Here is a 20364-nt window from a genome sequence, read left to right on the forward strand (position 1 = left end):
GCTGCTTATATAAGCCTAAAGTGCTCGAGCGCCTTGACGACGCCATCTTTGTCGACCGAGTCGGTGATGTAGTCGGCGCGCTTTTTGAGATAGTCTGGCGCATTGCCCATGGCGATACCGACATCGACGGCGTTCATCAGCGAGACGTCATTGCTGGCGTCGCCGATGCCGTACACGGTTCCGTGGTGGGGATCGAGGGCGTCGAGTACAGACTGGATGCCCCCGCGCTTCGTGCATTCGCGGGGCGAGATTTCGGTTACCTCGAGTTCGAGCTCGTTAAAGCACAGCAGCGGCTCAAGTGCCTTATCTTGAGCGATGTGGTTGGCGAGCGATGTAGACATCAAGATCTTGTAGACACTGTAATGTTGCAGCTGCGTGACTGCGTCGCCCAGGGTGCGCGCGTATCCGGGAGCATCGGGGGCATCGGCACTCATGCGCACGACGCCGTTGAGGCCCTCAAAGCGGATGACCTCGCCCGATTGCTCAAGGTAGGGGGCAAGACGCTGCAGCATACTGGGCGTCATCGACAGATCGCGAATTGCGTGTCCGTCGATCTCGGCGTAACCGCCCGCAAGACAGACGATGCCGGTCCAGGGCAGCTCAAGAAGTTTGGGGTGGATGCAGCTGAGGGTGCGTCCTGTGCAGATAAAGGCCATGTTGCCGTTTGCAACGAAATCGCGGATGGCCTGCGAGACCGCCTCGTTGGGATAAGGGGACAGGTCACGCTCGCTCTTGGGAAGCTCTTGTGCCACTCGAGGGTCTTGCCAGGCGAGTGTTCCGTCGATATCGAAGAAGCAGATATCGCCGCGCTTATGGGCTGCGCTGGCGGCAGGGGAGGCCGAGGTGGTGGGCACAAATCCCGGCTCGAGGCCCATGATCTGGTCAAAATGCTCTTTAACGCGGGGAACGGAGATGCCAATAATCACCTGGGCGGTCTTGCCCGTAATGATGAGGCCCTTGGCGCCCACCGCGACAAACGACGCATTATCTGCAACGATGGAAGGGTCTGCGACCTCGACGCGCAGGCGCGTGGCGCAGTTGGTTGCGCCCACGATATTGCCAACGCCACCTAAAAGCTGAATTACCCGCTCGGCGAGGACGTGATCTTGATCGGATTGAATACTGACCTCGCCATTGGGAGATTGCTCTTTGGCAAAGCCGCTTCCCGTTAAACGATCGATTGCCGCGCGATTGGAGACATGATCCTCGCGGCCCGGCGTCTTAAGGTCATAGACCAAGATGAGTGCTCGAAAACTAACAAAAAAGATGAGGCTAAAGGCAAGACCGATACCGAGCGCCAAAAGGTAGGAGCCGGCATGCATTCGCATGAGTGGGATGAAGTTGAAGGCCGTCATTTCCATGAGACCGCCCGAGAAGATGCCGACGATGCCAAAGAAGTTCATGGTCATGGCAAGGCAGGAGGACAGGACGGCGTAGAGCAAAAAGAGTCCGGGATAGGTGAACATAAAGAGAAACTCGAGCGGCTCGGTGACGCCGCAGACCACCGAGGCGACGATGGCGGGCAAAAGGATGACCTTAAGGCCGGCGCGGCGTTCGGGTTTGGCGGTGAAATAGAATGCTGCCGCGATGGCGGGAAGGCCAAAGAGCTTGCCCCAGCCGGTGGCGGTAAAACCTGCCCAGGGCGCAAGTTCATTTAAAGGGCGCGTGCTATGGGAGAGAATGGGGAGCAGGTTGGTCCACGTGGCGTAAATACCGTCGTGAATGACCAGATTGTCGTAATAGATGGGCATATAGAGCAGATGGTGCAGCCCCATGGGCTCGAGCGCTCGCTCCAAAAACACAAAGATGCCCACGCCGAAGGGGCCGACGCCCGCAAGTGCGTGGCGCAGCGTTTCGGTCACAGCGTATGCGAAAGGCACGATGGCGGCCGAGATGGCGGCAAGGGCAAACACGGCAAAAAAGCTGATGAGGTAGACCAGCGAGGAACCCGAGAAGGTGCCGAGCCAATCGGGAACCTTGGCATCGTAGAAGCGGTCATGGATCGCGACGACGGTTGCCGACACCGCCAGCGGGCCGATAATGCCGGTGTCGAGCGTCTTGATGCCGTCGATGACGGTGATGCCGCTAGCGGAGGTCAAAAACGACGGGTACTTAAGCCCAAGGTTGTCTCCGCTCAGCTTAATGATCTCGCTCAAAAAGAAACAGTAGGCAAAATAGGCTACGAGCGCCTCGAGGCAGCAGCGTGCCGGTTGCTTTTGGGCAAGGCCGATAGGCAGCGCTACGGCAAAAAGGAGTGGAAGGCGCTTAAAGACCGTCCACGAGCCGCGCTGAATGATAGTCCAGAAAACGTACCAGGGGGTTCCGTATACGGCGAGGTCGCCGACGATATCCACGGTCGTTGCGAGGGCGGAGATGCCGACCATGAGGCCTGATATAGAAAACAACATGGCGGGCGCGAACATGGCTCCGCCAAAACGTTGGATTTTCTGCAGCATAATATGCCTTTCGGATGCAACATGCTGTGCGAGCAAGAACGTTTAAACAATGAACTCATTGTAGAGGACTGGCTGCTTGCCGCATTGACGGTTTTGATTCGGTCCGATTTGGGTTTCGGGGGAACCGTCGACGGTAAATAATCCGTGCTTTACCGATAATCGGTTTAAACAACTTTAAGAAATGCTATCGTGCCTAGCCATACATATTCATTAGAGGTGAAATCATGCCAAAAGCGATTTACGAAGGAATCTACCGCGAGATCCGTTCGCGCATCATCAACGGGACCTATGCGTTTCAGGAGATGCTGCCAACCGAAGCCGAGCTGACCGCGGAGTTTGGCTGCACGCGCAATACCGTTCGACGCGCCTTGAGCATGCTGGCCGACCAGATGTTTGTGCAGCCTATACACGGTAAGGGCGTGCGCGTTATTTGGCTTAAGGGCGAAACCGACATGCTGGGCGCACTCGAAGAGGTTGAGTCGTTTGGCGAGTTCGCAAAACGCAACAATGCCGTCGCATCGACCGAGGTCAAGTCTTTTGAACATTTGATTTGCACTGAGCAACTCTCACGTCGCCTGGGCTTTAAGGTGGGCGAGGAGCTGATTCGCGTAGTGCGTGTCCGAAGCCTCAACGGCAGCGCGCGCCAAGTGGACCATGGCTACTTTTTGGCGTCGATCGCCAAGGGCCTGACCCCCGAGATCGCGGCGGATTCTATCTACGGCTATCTGGAGCACAAGCGCGGCGTCAAAGTGATGGCGAGCCGTCGTACGGTGAGTGTCGAGCTCGCCAACGATGAAGACTGCAGCTATCTGGACCTCGGCAAGTACAACTGCGTCGCCGTTATGGAGAGCCAGTCGTACACCTCGGACGGCATCTTGTTCGAGGTCACGCATGCCCGCACACACCCCGAGATCTTCCATTACCGCGTCAATTCCAAGCGATAGCCGGCTAGCTCGCAGCCTGACGAGACTCATGCCCTCAAAGCGAAAACGCCCGGTCAAACCGACGATGCATCGGCTTGATCGGGCGTTTTCTCTGCATTCGATAACAAATAATTGTTTATACAAAACTTGTCAAGTATCAAGTCGAAATTACCGTTCACCGAAGTTTTTCTACCGCTCTAGTAATACTTGTTCAAACAACTAGCCAAATAGCGTATTGTACAAGTCAGCAAAAGGGGCAAAGTCCCCGAGCCAATCTCCGAAGGCGGCGGCAAAGGGTGCCGCCACGGTGTGAAAGGGTGGATTGTAATGAAGAACGAAATGAGCAGAAGGCAGTTCCTGGGCTTTGCTGGTTCCGCGGCTGCGGTTCTTGGTCTGGGCCTCGTGGGCTGCGGTGGTTCTGCCGGCTCTGGCTCCTCTGCTTCTGGTGACGCTGCCGAGGTCTACTTCCTCCAGTTCAAGCCCGAGGTCGACAAGGAGTGGAAGGAGATCGCCAAGGCGTACAAGAAGGAGAAGGGCGTCGAGGTCAAGATCGTGACCGCCGCCTCCAACACCTACGAGGAGAAGCTCAAGTCCGAGATGTCCAAGAGCTCCGCTCCGACGCTGTTCCAGGTCAACGGCCCCACCGGCCTTAAGAACTGGAAGGACTACTGCGCCGATCTTTCCGACACCAAGCTCCGCGGCGAGCTCATCGACGACTCCCTGGCGCTGCAGTCCGACGGCAAGGATCTGGGTATCGACTGGGTTCAGGAGAGCTACGGCATCATTTACAACAAGGAGCTCCTCGAGAAGGCCGGCTACAAGGCCGAGGACATCAACTCCTTCGACAAGCTGAAGGCTTGCGCCGATGACATCCAGGCCCGCAAGGACGAGCTCGGCGTTGACGGTGCCTTCACTTCCGCCGGTATGGATGACTCCTCCAGCTGGCGCTACACCACGCACCTCGCCAACCTCCCGCTCTACTACGAGTTCGAGAAGGAGCACAATCAGGAGGACGACGAGATCAAGGGCGAGTATCTCGACAACTTTAAGCAGATCTTCGACCTGTACATCACCGACTCCACCTGCGATCCTTCGCAGCTCGCCTCCAAGACCGGTGACGACGCCACCAACGAGTTCGCAACCGGCAAGGCCGTCTTCTATCAGAACGGCTCTTGGGCCTACGCCGACCTCACCAAGGCCGGTATGACCGACGACCAGCTCGGCATGCTGCCGATCTACATCGGCGTCGACGGCGAGGAGAACCAGGGCCTGTGCTCCGGCGGCGAGAACTACTGGTGCGTCAGCTCCCAGGCTTCCGAGGATGCCCAGAAGGCCACCGAGGACTTCATGTATTGGTGCGTCACTTCTGACACCGCCACCAGCATCATCGCTGACAAGATGGGTCTGACCGCCCCGTTCAAGAGCGCTAAGGAGACCACCAACGTCTTCTCTCAGCAGGCCGTTGCTATGGCCAAGGACGGCAAGAAGACCGTCGCTTGGGACTTCGTTTACATCCCCTCCGAGGAGTGGAAGAAGAACCTCAAGCAGGCTCTCATCGCTTATGCTGCCGACAACACCAAGTGGGACGGCGTCAAGAACGCCTTCGTCGATGGCTGGAAGACCGAGAAGGCTGCTTCCGAGTAAGCAGTTGCTGCCCAAGCTATCTGATTAGCGACAGGGGGCGGGCAGACGTAGGTTTGCCCGCCCCCTGCATATTGAAAGGACCCTTCTATGGGCAAAGCACTCAAGCGCTGGTGGCCGCTCTTTATGCTGCCCACGTGCCTGGCGTTTATGATCGGGTTCGTGATTCCCTTTATCCAGGGTTTCTATCTCTCGTTCTGCCAGTTTATTACCATCAATAACGCGCACTTTGTCGGTATCGAGAACTACGTGCGCGCGCTGTCCGATCCGCAGTTCTCCACGTCGTTCTTCTTTACCGTGGCGTTTGCCTTCCTGTCGACGGTGCTCATCAACGTGATCGCGCTGGCCATTGCGCAGGCGCTCACTCGCAAGGCGCTCAAGGGCACCAACATCTTCCGTACGATTTTCTTTATGCCTAACCTGATTGGCGGCATTGTACTGGGTTACATTTGGCAGATTCTGATCAACTGCCTGCTCTCCAACGTGGGTGCCCAGCTTATCGCCCTCAACTCCGCCGCTGGCTTCTGGGGCCTTATCATCCTGACCCTGTGGCAACAGGTCGGCTACATGATGATCATCTACATCGCCGGTCTGCAGTCCATTCCGTCTGACTACATCGAGGCCGCCAAGGTCGATGGCGCTACGGCATGGCAGACGTTTTGGAAGGTTAAGATCCCCAACCTGATGCCGACCATCACCATCTGCCTGTTCCTGTCCATCACCAACGGCTTTAAGCTGTTCGACCAGAACCTCGCCCTTACCGGTGGCGCCCCGGCGCACTCCACCGAGATGCTCGCCCTGAACATCTACAACACGTTCTATTCGCGTGCTGGCATCGCATGGCAGGGCATCGGTCAGGCCAAGGCAGTTATCTTCTGCATCCTGGTTGTCGCTATTTCTATGATCCAGCTTAAGGCCACGAGGTCCAAGGAGGTGCAGCAGTAATGAAACGCGATAAGGCTATCAACCGCGCGCTCTCGATCTTCTTTACGATTCTGTCGCTCGCATGGATCTACCCCGTGTTCATGATTGCGCTCAATTCCTTTAAGAAAGCGACCGCAATCAGCACCACCACGGCGTTCGATCTGCTCACGCCCGAGACGTTCAACGGCCTCGCAAACTACGTGCACGCTCTTAACGAGCAGGGCTTTGCCTCGGCGTTTATGTACTCTCTTATCATCACGGTCACGTCGGTCGTGCTGATTCTGGTGTGCTGCTCCATGTGCGCTTGGTACGTGGTGCGCGTCAACAGCAAGATCTCGAACTTCTTCTATTACCTGTTCGTCTTCTCGATGGTCGTACCGTTCCAGATGCTCATGTTCACGCTGTCCAACCTCGCGGACCGCATCGGCTTTAACACGCCGTTTAACATCTGCTTCATCTACCTTGGTTTTGGCGCGGGCCTCGCGGTCTTTATGTTCGCCGGCTTCGTCAAGAACATCCCGCTCGAGATTGAGGAAGCGGCCATGATCGACGGCTGCAACCCGGTCCAGGTGTTCTTTAAGATCGTCCTTCCCATTATGAAGCCCACCTATCTTTCGGTCGGCATCCTTGAGACCATGTGGGTCTGGAACGACTATCTGCTGCCCTACCTTACGCTCGACTCCACCAAGTACAAGACCATTCCTATCTTGATCCAGTACTTCCGCGGCGGCTATGGCCACGTCGAGCTCGGCCCCATGATGGCCTGCATCATGATGGTCGTTGTCCCCATCGTCATCATGTACATCTTCTGCCAGAAGTACATCATCGACGGTGTGGTGGCAGGTGCCGTCAAGGGCTGATGCCGTAACTGTTTTGCAAGTTTTGGCGGCGCCCCTCAGCGCGGCGCCGCGTATCGAAAGGTAGAGACATGGCCGAGATCGTTCTCAAACATGTTCAGAAGGTGTATCCCAACAACGAGTCCAAAAAGAAGGGCTTCTTTGGCAAAAAGAAGAAGACCGAGGAGAAGAAGCACAACCTCAAGGTTACCGAGGACGGTGTGCTCGCTGTAGAGGACTTCAACCTCACCGTTCACGACCAGGAGTTCATCGTCCTCGTTGGCCCCTCTGGCTGCGGTAAGTCCACGACGATGCGCATGGTCGCTGGCCTGGAGGACATCACTTCGGGCGACGTGCTCATCGACGGCAAGCGCGTCAACGACGTGGCGCCCAAGGACCGCGATATCGCCATGGTGTTCCAGAGCTATGCTCTGTACCCCAATATGACGGTGTACGAGAACATGGCGTTTACGCTTGAGCTCAAGAAGGTCCCCAAGGACGAGATCGACCGCAAGGTTCGCTCCGCTGCCGAGATCCTGGGTATTACCGAGTACCTTGACCGTAAGCCCAAGGCACTCTCCGGCGGCCAGCGTCAGCGTGTCGCCATCGGCCGCGCCATCGTGCGTGACCCCAAGGTCTTCCTGATGGACGAGCCCCTGTCCAACCTGGATGCCAAGCTGCGTAACCAGATGCGCGCCGAGCTCATTAAGCTGCGTCACGAGATCAAGGGCACCTTCATCTACGTTACCCACGACCAGACCGAGGCTATGACCCTCGGCGATCGCATCGTGGTCATGAAGGACGGCGTCGTCCAGCAGATCGCCACCCCGCAGGAGGTCTTCAACCATCCCGCGAACATCTTCGTCGCCGGCTTTATCGGCGTGCCGCAGATGAACTTCTTCGATGCCCAGCTGGTGCGCTCGGGCAACGGCTTTACGGTCAAGACCGAGGATATGAACGTGGCGCTCGCCCCCGAGACCTGCGCTCAGCTTGCTCTCAACTGGGACGGCGGCGACGTGAAGGAGATCACGGCCGGCGTGCGTCCCGAGCAGATCCTGCTTGCCGACAAGGACGAGGAGGGTGCGCTCCAGGGCACCGTCGAGGTGACCGAGCTCATGGGCTCGACCGAGCATGTCCACGTGACTGCTCCCGACGGCCAGTTTGTCCTGATCATTCCCGTCGTCGACCTCGAGGCCAAGGGCGCGCTCAAGGCGGGCGACCCCATCTGGTTCAAGTTTGAGAAGAACGCGACCCACCTCTTCGATAAGGTCTCTGGCAAGAACCTTATCTAGGCCCGGTGCAACCAGGCCCTTCCTTTGGGCGACTGCGGCTTTGCCATCCTTTTGCCGCGGTCACATATAAGGCTCCCCTCCCGTCCACTGGGCGAGAGGGGAGCCTTTCTTTGTGTTGGGACTGTCTGACCGGTCGTTTGTCTCGATCTGTAACGGATAGGGCCGATTTCGGACGTTAGATGTTACAGATCGAGACGGTTCCGCTGAGCTAACCATTTCATCTAAATCTGTAACACCAAAGGCGAATTTCACCTGCTAGATGTTACAGATTGAGATAAACCCGAGGGGAGGGGCCGGTATGTCTCAATCTGTAACGGCTGGGACCGTTTTGGTTGAGTAATTGCTACGGATCGAGATTGTTTGGCCGAGTTGGATCACAGGGTAACGTGCGGGCACAAAAAACGGAGCCGTGTTGCCACGACTCCGTTTCTCAAGAGGATGGGTAAGGGGAATGAGCTAGCTCAGGTGCCAGATCTCGTCGTTGTACTGGGAGATCGTACGGTCGGACGAGAAGGTGCCGGCGTTGGCGATATTGATGAGCGCCTTGCGCATCCAAGCGTCCTGGTCCTCGTAGTCGGCCAGCACGCGCTCCTTGGTCTGGATGTACTCCTCAATGTCGAGTAGGGCCATGAACCAGTCCTTGCCCTTGATGTCGTCGTGCAGACGCTGCAGGCGCTCCGCGTTGCCGGTCGCCATAAAGGCGGGGTTGGTGATGAAGTCCACCAGCAGTTTGATGCCGGGCTTGCGGTAGAGTGCGCCGGCATCGTAGGTGCCGTCGGCGTAGAGCTGCTCGACCTGCTTGGACGAGGCGCCAAAGGTGTAGATGTTCTCGTCGCCCACGAGCTCGGCAATCTCCACGTTGGCACCGTCGAGCGTGCACAGGGTTAGGGCGCCGTTGAGCATGAACTTCATGTTGGAGGTGCCGCTTGCCTCCTTGGAGGCCAGGCTGATCTGCTCGGAGATGTCAGCGGCGGGGATCACGCGCTCGGCGGCGGTGACGTTATAGTTCTCGATCATGACAACCTGCAGGTAGGGAGCCACGTCGGGGTCGTTTGCAATCCACTGCGACAGCGTCAGGATCAGGTGAATGATGTCCTGGGCGATGGTGTAGGCAGGTGCCGCCTTGCCGCCAAAGATGATGGTGACGGGGTGAGCGGGCTTGTTGCCGTTCTTGATGTCGAGATACTTCCAGATGATGTAGAGCGCGAGCATCTGCTGGCGCTTGTACTCGTGGATGCGCTTGACCTGAACATCGATGATGGCGTTGGAGGGAATGGTCGCGCCCTGCTCGAGCGCCATGAACTGGCGCATGATGCTCTTGGCCTCGACTTTGGTGGCAGCCAGGCGCTCAAGAACGTCCTTGTCGTCGGCGAATTCGGCGAGCTTGCTCAGATTGCCGGTGCTGCGCCAATCGGTGCCGATCACATCGTCGAGCAGGCTGGCGAGCGCGGGGTTGGCACCATGGATCCAGCGGCGGAAGGTGATGCCGTTGGTCTTGTTGGAGAACTTCTCGGGATAGATCTCGTAGAACGGATGAAGCTCGGTGTCCTCCAGGATCTTGGTGTGGAGGGCGGCTACGCCGTTGATGGAGAAGCCAAAGTGGATGTCCATGTGGGCCATGTGAACGGTGTTGTATTCGTCGATGATGGCGACGCGCGGGTCATCGTGCTCGGCCTTCGCAATCTCATCGAGCTTGACGATAATGTCGGCGATGGCAGGGGAGACCTTCTGCAGGCTGGCGAGCGGCCACTTCTCGAGGGCCTCGGCAAGAATCGTGTGGTTAGTGTAGGCGACCATGGAGCGTACGATGGTCACGGCCTCGTCAAACTCGATGCCATGCTCGGTGGTGAGCAAGCGAACGAGCTCGGGAATGACCATGGTGGGATGCGTATCGTTAATCTGGACCACGGCGTAGTCGGCCAGATCGTGCAGGTTACTGCCGCGCTCGACAGCCTCGTCGATCAGGAGCTGGGCAGCGTTGCTCACCATGAAGTACTCCTGGTAGATGCGAAGCAGACGGCCCTGCTCGTCGGAATCATCCGGATAGAGGAACAGGGTGAGGTTCTTGGCGATCTCGGTCTTATCGAAGTCGATGGAGCTGCCGGGGACCAGGCCATCGTCGACACTTGCCAGGTCAAACAGGCGCAGGCGGTTCTTGGTGGGCTGGCCGTAACCAGGCACATCGATGTTGACGAGCTTGGAGGTGACGGCAAAATCGTCAAACTCAACGGTGTAGGAGCGGTCGTCATCGACCAGGATGTCCTGCTCGCCAAGCCACTCATCGGGGACGGCCTTCTGCTGCTTATCGACAAAGCGCTGGCGGAACAGGCCGTAATGGTAGTTGAGGCCCACACCGTCTCCGGTAAGGCCCAGCGTGGCGATGGAATCCAGGAAGCATGCGGCCAGACGGCCCAGGCCGCCGTTGCCCAGCGACGGCTCGACCTCAAACTCCTCGATCTTGTTGAGGTCGTGACCGGCGGCAGTGAGCTGATCCTTAACCTCGTCGTAGATGCCAAGGTCGATCATGTTGTTGATGAGCAGCTTGCCAATCAAAAACTCGGCAGAGATGTAGTAGAGCTTTTTCTTGCCATTGTTGAGCGGGCAGGCGGAAGAGCGCTCCTGCACGAGCTTGACCAGCAGCTTGTAAATGCGACGGTCGTCGAGCTGCTCGAGCGAGGTGCCAAAAGACTGCTCGGCGAGTTCCATGAGGTTTATTTGGGGCATGTTTCCTCCTGTGATGGGTTGTTTCATGTCTGCAATTCATAAGAAGCCCGTGCGAGGGGATTGGGGTGGCCTCGCGCGGGAAAAGCAAGCGCGTCCGCACGGTGGGGAGGGGTCGGGCGCGGTAGCTCCTATTGAGGAAGCTCGATTTCAGCTTCCGACGGGATGCGGAAGTAGGTTTCGGTCCAGTCGGTGAGTTTGTGCTCAAGCTCGCGGGTGATGGCGCCGTCGAGCATGCGCCAGGTCCAGTTGCCGCCCAGCGTGGCAGGGGTGTTGATGCGCGCCTCATTGCCCAAGTTGAGCAGGTCCTGCATGGTGTAGATGCACGTGTCGCTTACGCTGGCGGCGATGGTGCGATTGAGTGCATCTGCCATGGGTTCGCCGGCCTGCTGATGGGCGTACAGGGCTGCCTGCTCGCGCTGACGCGGGGTGGCCGTTCCCTCAAACCAACCACGCGCCGTTTCGTTGTCGTGGGTGCCCACGTAGGCGACGGTGTTGGCAATGTAGTTGTGCGGCAGGTAGTACGAGTTGGTGCCCTCAAAGGCAAACTGCAGGATCTTCATGCCAGGGAAGCCCGAGTTGTCGCGCATGTCGATGACACCGGGAGTGAGGAAGCCCAAGTCCTCGGCGATGATGGGCAGCGTGCCGAGCTTTTCCTCGAGCGCTTTGAAGAGCTTGAGGCCGGGACCCTGCGTCCACGAACCGTAGGACGAATCGGGCGAGGAGAACGGCACCTCCCAATAGGCCTCGAAGCCGCGGAAGTGATCCAGGCGGATGACGTCGTACATGTCGAGGGCAGCGCGAATGCGGCCCTCCCACCAGGAGAAGCCGTCGGACTCCATGGCGTCCCAGTCGTAGATGGGGTTGCCCCAGTACTGGCCGGTGGTCGAGAACTGGTCGGGCGGCGTGCCGGCGACGCTCACGGGATTGCCGGCGGCGTCGATCTTAAAGAGCTCAGGTGTCGCCCACATCTCGACGGAGTCGCGCGAGACATAGATGGGCAGGTCGCCGATGATGAGAATGTCGCGCTCGTTGGCATAGGCCTTGAGGCGGCTCCACTGGCGATCGAAGAAGTACTGCGTCATCTGGTGGTAGAGCATGCGCGCCGGATGGTCGGCGCAGACCTTGGCGGAAGACTCGCCGCGGGTGCGGAGCTCCGCGGGCCACTCCCAAAACGCCTTGAGACCGCACTCCTCTTTGACGGTCATGAACTCACAGTAGGGGATGAGCCAGTCCTCGTTGGCCTGGATAAAGTCATCGAAATCGGCCGGCTTATCGGCGGCAAAGCGCTCGGCGGCGCGGTCGAGAATCTGACGGCGGCCGCCAAAGATAGCACCGTAGTCGACATTGCTGGGGTCGGATCCCAGATACACGCCATCGATATCGCGCTGCTCAAGATACCCTGCCTCGATAAGCTCGGCAAAGTCGATGAAGTTGGGGTTGCCCGCGCGGGCCGAGAACGACTGATAGGGCGAATCGCCATAGCTGGTCGTCGTAAGGGGCAGAATCTGCCAGTAATGTTGTTTGCACGAGGAGAGAAAATCGACGAAGTCGTAGGCATTCCAGCCAAAGCCGCCGATTCCGTATGGTCCGGGCAGAGATGAGACGGGCATGAGGACGCCGCTTGCACGCTCCATGAATGCGCTCACCAACCTTCTTGTTGTGGGGCCGGCCTGCCAATGAGTGTGCAGTCCGCCTCCGGTGTTCTGATTCGATACGTCTATTGTAAAACATGTTGTTTAAACATGTATAGGCAAGATAAAAAAGTTGGTCGATTTTCGGCGAATGGCTACATGCCATGAAAAAAGCCCCGACCTCACAACGTGAAATCGGGGCAAGAGCGGTATGTAGGTTTTTGCTACTCGGCGTCGGCGAAGCCGTTGGGGTTGTGGCTCTGCCAGTTCCAGCTATCGCGGCACATGTCCGCGATGTCGTACTGGGCCTTCCAGCCCATCATGCGCTCGGCCTTGGAGGCATCGCACCAGTTGGCGGCGATGTCGCCGGCGCGGCGCTCGCGGATCACGTAGGGCAGCTCCTTGCCACAAGCCTTGGAGAAGGCGGCGACGACCTCGAGTACCGAGGTGCCGGTGCCGGTGCCCAGGTTAAAGATCTCGACGCCGGTCTTGCCGTTCATCCAGTTAAGGGCGGCAACGTGGCCAGAGGCCAGATCGCACACGTGGATGTAGTCGCGCACGCCGGTGCCGTCGGGGGTGGGGTAGTCGTTGCCAAAGACCTGAACGGCCTCGAGCTTGCCCACGGCGACCTGGGCGACATAGGGCACCAGGTTGTTGGGGATGCCCTTGGGGTCCTCGCCGATCAGGCCCGACGGATGAGCGCCGATGGGGTTGAAGTAACGGAGCAGCACGACGTCCCACTCGGGGTCGGCGGTGTGGACGTCCATAAGGATCTGCTCGATCATCCACTTAGTCCAACCATAGGGGTTGGTCGCGGGCTTCTTAGGATCCTCCTCGGTGACGGGCGGGTTGTCCGGGTCGCCATAGACGGTCGAGGAGCTCGAGAAGATGATGGACTTGCAGCCATGGTTGCGCATGATGTCGATGAGCACCAGGGTGTTCTCGATGTTGTTGTGGTAGTATTCGACGGGCTTGCTCACCGACTCGCCGACGGCCTTAAAGCCGGCAAAGTGGATGACGCGGTCGATCTGATGGGTATCGAAGATCTTGTTCATCGCATCGCGGTCGAGCACGTTGGCCTCGTAGAAGGTGAGGTTCTTGGCGGCCTCGTCGCCCACGATGGTCTTGACGCGGTCGACGGCGACGGCGCTGGAGTTGGAGAGATCATCGACGATGACGACCTGGTAGCCACCTTCGAGCAGCTGAACGACGGTGTGCGAGCCGATAAAGCCGGCGCCACCGGTAACGAGGACGCAGGTGTCTTTGGGGTCGAGTGCTTTGGACATGTAGTCTCCTATCGAATCAGGAACACTTCTTCAGGGGAGTATAGCGCAGACAGTTGTTCCAAAAACGTACGCGGCAGGAAAAGCAGAGGATTATGTTAACGTACTCATACAAGAGCTTGCGTACGCATAACCTGATCTTTGGCATTTGCTTACGAGCCGTCGACCTTGCAGTTTCCTGCCGTTCGTGGAAATCGTTGGGACGCGCCATATGTACGCTAATATGTATGAGTTGAGCGACATATAAATAAGCATGTAACGGAGTACATATGTCACCAAACAGCGATCCCATCCTTTCCCAGGAGCTCTCGCGCCGCACTGTCCTCAAGGCCCTGTTCGGCGCCGCTTCTGCGGCAGTTCTTTTTGGCTTGCCCACTCGCGCCCATGCGGCGGAGGCTTCCAAAGAAACCACCGATAAACTGAATGCCGCCCAGGCCCAGCTCGACGAGGTTCAGGCCCAGCTCGACAGCATCGCAAATGAATACGCGGCGCTGGCCAGCAAGAATGCCCAGACCCTCAACGATATCGAGGGCGTACAGGGCCAGATCGACGACACGCAGGCGCAGATTGACGAGAAGAAGGCCGAGCTCAAAAAGAAACGCGGCGATCTTTCCGATCGCGTTGCCGCCAGCTACAAGTCCGGCGGCACGAACATCCTGTCGCTGCTGCTGGCCTCAGGCTCGTTTGAGGAACTCGTCGCCAACGCGCATTACGTTGAGAAGATTAACAAGAGCGACCGCGATGCCATCGAGGATATCCAGACGATTCAGGCTGAGCTCGACGCACAGAAGACCGAGCTCGAAGCACAAAAGGCCGACTTGGAGAAGCTCAAGGACCAGCAGACGGCTCAGATGCAGGATATGCAGGCCAAGCAGCAAGAAGTCCAGACCGTGCTGAACGGTCTTTCCGACGACGTCAAGGAGCTCATGGCTCAGCGCGATTCCGAGATCCTCGCTGCCGCCCAGGCCGAGGAGGCTGCCAGGAAGGCCGCCGCCGCTGCCGCCGCCGCGAACAAGAACAATTCCTACTCGGGCGGTTCGAGCTCGGGTGGCGGATCGTATGCTCCCGGAACTCCGCAGCAGAATGCCGGATCGGGCAAGCAGCAGGCCGTCGTCAACGCGTGCTACTCCACGCCTTCCCCGGGTCAGAACTGGTGCGCAGCGTGGGTTACCAACGTCTTCCGCAACGCCGGCGTTGGCTACTTTGGCGGTAACGCGTGCGATATGTTTAACGCCTGGTGCTATAGCTCCGACCGCTCGGCGCTGCAGGTGGGCATGATCGTGGCCGACTCCTCGCACAGCGGCACGGGTGCTCCGGGTCTTATCTACGGTCATGTGGGTATCTACGTTGGCGGCGGCATCGTAATGAGCAACGAGGGTGCCATTACGTCTAAGTCGCTTGACTCGTTTATTAGCTTCTATGGCACTGGCTCTGGCGTGCGTTGGGGCTGGCTTGGCGGCGTGGTGCTGTCGTAACTGCGGTTTGAAGTAAGTTGGTCCGTGGCTGCCCGAAAGGCATTAGGTTGCCTGCTTGGACAGTCCTGCTCGCACGGAGAGCACATTAAGTGCTCTCCGGCTCGTGCGGAACTTGCGATCAACCTAATGTCTTTCGGGCAGCTATGGACCTCTCGGGTCCAATACGTCACATACCGGACTGGTTTATCTGAATAAATATGGCGAAGGCCCCTTTCGGGGCCTTCTTTGTTAGAGGAATTCGCCTACTCGGTGGACTTCGGGTTCTAGGTCTACTCCGAATTGGTCTTTGACGGTTGTTTGGATGTGGCGGATGAGTTCGTCGACATCGGCGGCGGTGGCGTGGTCGGCGTTGACGATGAAACCGCAGTGCTTCTCGCTTACCTGCGCACCGCCGACGGCATGGCCGCGCAGACCGGCGTCCATGATGAGCTTGCCGGCAAAGTAGCCCTCGGGGCGCTTGAAGGTGGAGCCGGCGCTCGGCATGTCGAGCGGCTGCTTGTCCTCGCGGCGCTGGCGGTAGTCGTCCATGTCGGCCTTGATCATCGCGGCGTTGCCCGGGGCGAGATTGAAGGTGGCCGAAAGAACGATGAAGCCGTCGTCGGCAATGCGGCTCTTGCGATAGCCCAGGTTGAGCTCATCGACATCGAACTCGATGATGTTGCCGCTGCCGCGGGTGCCGTCGTCGAACATGCGGGCGGGCTTGTAGACACGCACAGACTCCAGCACATCGGCCATGCAGGCACCATAGGCACCGGCGTTCATGTAGCAGGCGCCGCCGACCGATCCGGGGATGCCCGAGATGGGCTCCATGCCGGTGAGGCCGGCCTCGGCTGCTGCCGCGGCGACATCGGAAAGCAGGGCGCCGGCTGCCGCCGTGACGTGCGTGCCGTCGACCGTAATGTCGGAGAGGCCCTCGCCCAGCGCCACGACGACGCCGCGGATGCCCTTGTCTCCGACGAGCAGGTCCGAGCCGTTGCCCACGATGGTGAGCGGCAGATCACAGCGATAGCAGGTGTCAAGCGTGGCGACGAGGCCCTGCTCGGTATCGGGCGTGACAAAGACATCGGCCGGGCCACCGATCTTAAACGTGGTGTGCTCGCGCATGGGCTCGCTCATCAACACGTTGTCCTCGCCGGCAACGCCAGCGAGCGCGCACAGCAGGTCCTCGTTAAAAAAGTCGTTCTCGTGCATACGAATATCCGCCTTTTGGTGGTCGTTCTCATCAATCGATTGCAATATACCCCACCCGGATGTATTTGGTGCGCTGGCGGCGATAAAACTGCCGTCCACCGGATTGATAAAGTGTTTATCATCGAGGTAGAGGGGCAGTCGCTATACTTTCAAGAGATTGCGCGTAAACCCGGAAGGAGCGAGATGGCCAACAAAGTCACCCTCAAGCAGATTGCCCAAGAGGTGGGGCTTTCCCCTTCGTCGGTCTCGCTTGTTCTCAATAATCGGCCCTGTCGCATCTCGGAAGAAAACCGCAAACTCATCAAGGAGGTTGCGGCGCGCAACCACTATGTTCCCAACCAGATCGCGCGCAGCCTGGTCATGCGCGAGTCGCGCACCCTGGGCCTTATCGTCCCCAACATCGAGAGCCGCTTTTTCGCCTCGCTCGCCGGCAGCTTGGAAAAGCGCTGCCGCGAGGACGGCTACGCGCTTTTTATTACCAGCTCGGGCGGAAGCGCCGATGACGATCTGGAGCTGCTGCGCCAGCTGGTGACGCGCGGCGTTGATGGCGTCTTCCTGGTGGTAGGTGACGAGTTCTCCGACGACCGCGCCCTGCGCGAAGAAGTCAGCCACCTGCCCATCCCGGCTGTAATGGTCGACCGTGCCATTGAGGGGCTCGAGTGCGACAAGGTGATGTTTGACCACGAGATGGGTGGCTACATGGCTACCCGATATCTGATTGAGCAGGGCCACCGTCGCATCGCCTGCCTGGTTAACGCGCGCCGCTCCAATACGGGCCGCAAGCGACTTGCCGGCTATGAACGCGCGCTGCGCGAGGTTGGCCTGCCCATCGACGCGCGCTTGGAGTTCGAGAGCGAGTACTACATTCCGAGTGCCTACGAGGCCTCGGAGGCGGTGCTCGCAACCGATGCCACCGCCGTGTTCGCAAGTTCGGACAACATCGCCCTCGGTTTGCTCAAGCGCTTGCACGAGATGGGGAAGAGCATCCCGGGCGATATCTCGGTGGTGAGCTATGACAACTCGGCTGCCGACGTTCTCTTTGAGCCGGCGCTGACCGCGATCGAGCAGGATCCGGGCGTGCTTGCCGAGCATGCCTTTGGTTGCATGTCCAAACGTCTTGCCGGCAAGGGCGGCAGGCGTGCCGAAGAAGTGGTTCTGGAGCCTGCTCTCATTGTGAAGGGCAGCGTTCTAGAACTTACTAAATACAACTAAACATGTTTATCAATTCGAGAAGATCGAATGTGGAGCATCTGTGACAGGCAATGCCGCAGGTGAATGTTGCGTTTTGCCAATTGGCGTGTTTGATAGAGATGGTAAAACGTTTTTTCACCATGATAAAACGTTTTAGCAAATATACTAGTCCCAACGAATGGTTGCCGTATCGGAGGGTGACCGCGCAGCGAAGGGACATAAACAATGGCTAAAACACTGGGGACGCCGTGGCAAAAGCTGGGGCACGAGGTGCCGGCTTCCGAGCTCGAGGGTGTCGATCTGTATTGGCGCGCTTCGAACTACCTGTCCGTCGGTCAGATCTACCTTCGCTCCAACCCGCTGATGCGCGCTGACTTTGTCGACGATAAGACTGGCGAGGCGCGCGACTTCGGTCGTCCGGACGTCAAGCATCGCCTGGTTGGTCACTGGGGCACCACGCCTGGCATCAACTTCCTGTTCGGCCACGTCAACCGCCTTATTGCCGATCACAACCAGAACGCCATTTTCTTGATGGGCCCGGGTCACGGTGGCCCCGCCGGCACCGCCCAGTCGCTGCTCGACGGTACTTACCGCGAGATCCGCCCCGACATCACCAATGACGAGGCCGGCCTGCAGAAGTTCTTCCGCCAGTTCTCCTATCCCGGCGGCATCCCGAGCCACTTTGCGCCCGAGACGCCCGGCTCCATCCACGAGGGCGGCGAGCTCGGCTACACGCTCAGCCACGCTTACGGTGCCGTCATGGACAACCCGAGCCTGCTGGCCGTGGCCGTGGTGGGCGACGGCGAGTCCGAGACCGGCCCGCTCGCGACTTCTTGGCAGTCCAACAAGCTCGTGAACCCGGCAACCGACGGTATCGTCCTGCCGATCCTGCACCTCAACGGCTACAAGATCGCCAACCCCACCATCCTCGCCCGCGTGTCCGACGAAGAGCTCACCAAGTTCTTTGAGGGTATGGGCTATAAGCCGCACTTCTTTATCGCCGGCTTTGACGACGAGAGCCACGCAAGCATCCATGAGCGCTTTGCCGCCCTGTTTGAGCAGGTCTTTGACGAGATTTGTGACATCAAGGCCACCGCGCAGGCCCAGGCTGCCGCGGGCGAGACCGTGGTCCGCCCGGCCTACCCCATGATTGTGTTCCGTACGCCCAAGGGCTGGACCTGCCCCAAGCAGATCGACGGCAAGAAGACCGAGGACTCCTGGCGCGCCCATCAGGTGCCGCTGGCAAGCGCCAAGGACACTCACGAGCACTTCCGCGTGCTGCGCGAGTGGCTGCGCTCCTACAAGCCCGAGGAGCTCTTTACGCCCGAGGGCCAGGTGCGCCCCGAGGTAACGGCCTTTATGCCGACCGGCGAGCTGCGTATTGGCGCCAACCCCAACGCGAACGGCGGCAAGGTGCGTCGCGAGCTCGAGCTGCCCGATATCCACGCCCACGAGATTCCCGTCGCCGAGAAGGGCCATGGTTGGGGCTCCACCGAGGCTGCCCGCGTCTTTGGTGAGTACACTGCCGACGTTCTGGCCAAGAACATGGACGACTTCCGCATCTTCGGTCCAGACGAGACCGCGTCCAACCGCCTGCAGGCCGCTTATAGGGTGACCAAGAAGCAGTGGGATGCCGGCTTCTACGAGGACGAGGCCAACGACGAGCTGCTCGCTGGCTCCGGCAAGGTTGTCGAGCAGCTGTCCGAGCACCAGTGCGAGGGCTTCCTCGAGGCCTATGTGCTCACCGGCCGCTCCGGCGTGTGGAGCTCCTACGAGAGCTTTGTCCATGTGGTCGACTCCATGGTCAACCAGCACTGCAAGTGGCTCGAGGCTACCAAGCGCGAGATTCCGTGGCGTGCCCCCATCAGCGGCCTCAACATTTTGCTGTCGAGCCATGTTTGGCGTCAGGACCACAACGGCTTCTCGCACCAGGATCCCGGCTTTATCGACCTGCTGCTCAACAAGGCCAACGACACGCATATCGTGAACGCTTACTATCCGGCCGACGCTAACATGGCTCTCGCCGTGGCCGAGCGCGTCTACCAGTCCACCGACTGCGTCAACGCCATCTTCTGCGGCAAGCAGCCCGCCCCGACCTTCCAGACGGTCGACGAGGCAAAGGCCGAGCTCGCCGAGGGCGTCGCAAATTGGGAGTGGGCATCGACCGCCGACTCGCTCGGCGAGGCCGACGTCGTGGTCGCCACGTGTGGCGACGTGCCGACGCTCGAGGCTCTGGCTGCAACCGATATGCTGCGCGAGCTGGGCATCAAGGTATGGTTCGTCAACGTGGTCGATCTGCTCAAGATTCAGAACGTCTGCGAGAACGACCAAGCCATCAGCGACGAGCGCTGGGCTGAGCTGTTTGGCTGCGGCGAGAAGCCCGTGCTCTTCGCGTTCCACGCCTATGCCGGCACGATTCGCCGCCTGATCTGGAACCGCCCCGGACACGACGCGTTCCGCGTCCACGGCTACGAGGAGAAGGGCTCCACGACCACGCCGTTCGACATGCTGCGCCTGAACAACATGGATCGTTGGGCCCTGGCCGCCGACGTGCTGCGCATGGTCGACGCCGTTAAGTTTGCCGAGCAGATTGATGAGTGGGAGGCCTTCCGCACCGAGGCCTTTGAGTTCGCGTGCGACGAGGGCTTCGATCACCCGGCCTTTACCGACTGGGTCTGGCCCGACGCCGCTGCCGCAACCGCAGCCGACGGCGCGCTCTCCGCAACGCAGCTAACTGCCGGCGACAACGAATAGCATCCGGGACGGTCTCGCGCTGGGGCCGCCCGGAGGCGGCCCT

At 59.2% G+C, this 20364-nt stretch carries 13 protein-coding genes; 8 read left to right on the forward strand and 5 right to left on the reverse strand.

From position 1 onward, the window contains the following. Positions 1 to 5: 5 nt before the first annotated feature. A complete protein-coding gene (locus AQ996_RS06800; RefSeq protein ID WP_055252171.1) occupies positions 6 to 2456 on the reverse strand; it encodes a PTS transporter subunit EIIC in 2451 nt (816 codons plus the stop codon). Between the two features lie 224 nt (positions 2457 to 2680). Between AQ996_RS06800 and AQ996_RS06805 the strand changes: the two genes are divergently transcribed. The 5 genes from AQ996_RS06805 to AQ996_RS06825 all read left to right on the forward strand — a co-directional run bounded on the left by AQ996_RS06805 (position 2681) and on the right by AQ996_RS06825 (position 8072). Beyond that, positions 2681 to 3400 (forward strand): GntR family transcriptional regulator, encoded by a 720-nt coding sequence (locus AQ996_RS06805; RefSeq protein WP_055252172.1) that lies wholly within the window; start codon positions 2681 to 2683, stop codon positions 3398 to 3400. Between the two features lie 306 nt (positions 3401 to 3706). Beyond that, a complete protein-coding gene (locus AQ996_RS06810; protein ID WP_055252173.1) occupies positions 3707 to 5023 on the forward strand; it encodes an ABC transporter substrate-binding protein in 1317 nt (438 codons plus the stop codon). 87 nt (positions 5024 to 5110) lie between these two features. Further along, entirely contained in the window at positions 5111 to 5965 is an 855-nt protein-coding gene (locus tag AQ996_RS06815) for a carbohydrate ABC transporter permease (RefSeq protein ID WP_055252174.1), read from the forward strand. Continuing rightward, positions 5965 to 6804 (forward strand): carbohydrate ABC transporter permease, encoded by an 840-nt coding sequence (locus AQ996_RS06820; protein ID WP_055252175.1) that lies wholly within the window; start codon positions 5965 to 5967, stop codon positions 6802 to 6804. Before AQ996_RS06815 ends, AQ996_RS06820 begins: the two co-directional genes overlap by 1 nt. A gap of 68 nt (positions 6805 to 6872) precedes the next feature. Next, positions 6873 to 8072, forward strand: a complete 1200-nt coding sequence (locus AQ996_RS06825) for an ABC transporter ATP-binding protein (protein WP_055252176.1) — start codon at positions 6873 to 6875, stop codon at positions 8070 to 8072. Between the two features lie 456 nt (positions 8073 to 8528). Here AQ996_RS06825 and glgP read toward each other — a convergent pair whose 3' ends face one another. The 3 genes from glgP to galE all read right to left on the reverse strand — a co-directional run bounded on the left by glgP (position 8529) and on the right by galE (position 13713). Continuing rightward, positions 8529 to 10796, reverse strand: a complete 2268-nt coding sequence (glgP, locus tag AQ996_RS06830) for a glycogen/starch/alpha-glucan family phosphorylase (protein ID WP_055252177.1) — start codon at positions 10794 to 10796, stop codon at positions 8529 to 8531. Positions 10797 to 10924: 128 nt separating this feature from the next. Beyond that, positions 10925 to 12442 (reverse strand): 4-alpha-glucanotransferase, encoded by a 1518-nt coding sequence (malQ, locus tag AQ996_RS06835; RefSeq protein WP_253274622.1) that lies wholly within the window; start codon positions 12440 to 12442, stop codon positions 10925 to 10927. A gap of 209 nt (positions 12443 to 12651) precedes the next feature. Then, entirely contained in the window at positions 12652 to 13713 is a 1062-nt protein-coding gene (galE, locus tag AQ996_RS06840; protein WP_055252179.1) for a UDP-glucose 4-epimerase GalE, read from the reverse strand. Between the two features lie 266 nt (positions 13714 to 13979). On the opposite strand from galE, the gene AQ996_RS06845 reads away from it, so the two are divergent. Then, on the forward strand, positions 13980 to 15185 hold the full coding sequence (locus AQ996_RS06845; protein ID WP_055252180.1) for a coiled-coil domain-containing protein: 1206 nt from the start codon (positions 13980 to 13982) through the stop codon (positions 15183 to 15185). A 228-nt stretch (positions 15186 to 15413) separates the two neighbouring features. On the opposite strand, the gene murB is transcribed toward AQ996_RS06845, so the two are convergent. Further along, positions 15414 to 16376: a UDP-N-acetylmuramate dehydrogenase gene (gene murB, locus AQ996_RS06850; protein WP_055252181.1), complete on the reverse strand. Its 963-nt coding sequence runs from the start codon at positions 16374 to 16376 to the stop codon at positions 15414 to 15416. Between the two features lie 183 nt (positions 16377 to 16559). On the opposite strand from murB, the gene AQ996_RS06855 reads away from it, so the two are divergent. Together AQ996_RS06855 and AQ996_RS06860 are read left to right on the forward strand one after the other, a co-directional pair. Continuing rightward, positions 16560 to 17588, forward strand: coding sequence for a LacI family DNA-binding transcriptional regulator (locus AQ996_RS06855; RefSeq protein ID WP_055252182.1), 1029 nt, complete (start codon positions 16560 to 16562; stop codon positions 17586 to 17588). Between the two features lie 204 nt (positions 17589 to 17792). Further along, the gene (locus AQ996_RS06860) at positions 17793 to 20321 is read left to right on the forward strand and encodes a phosphoketolase family protein (protein ID WP_055252183.1); all 2529 of its coding nucleotides are present in this window, start codon (positions 17793 to 17795) and stop codon (positions 20319 to 20321) included. Positions 20322 to 20364: the final 43 nt, after the last annotated feature.

It is taken from the genome of Collinsella aerofaciens, from assembly GCF_001404695.1.
Taxonomy (GTDB): domain Bacteria; phylum Actinomycetota; class Coriobacteriia; order Coriobacteriales; family Coriobacteriaceae; genus Collinsella; species Collinsella aerofaciens_E.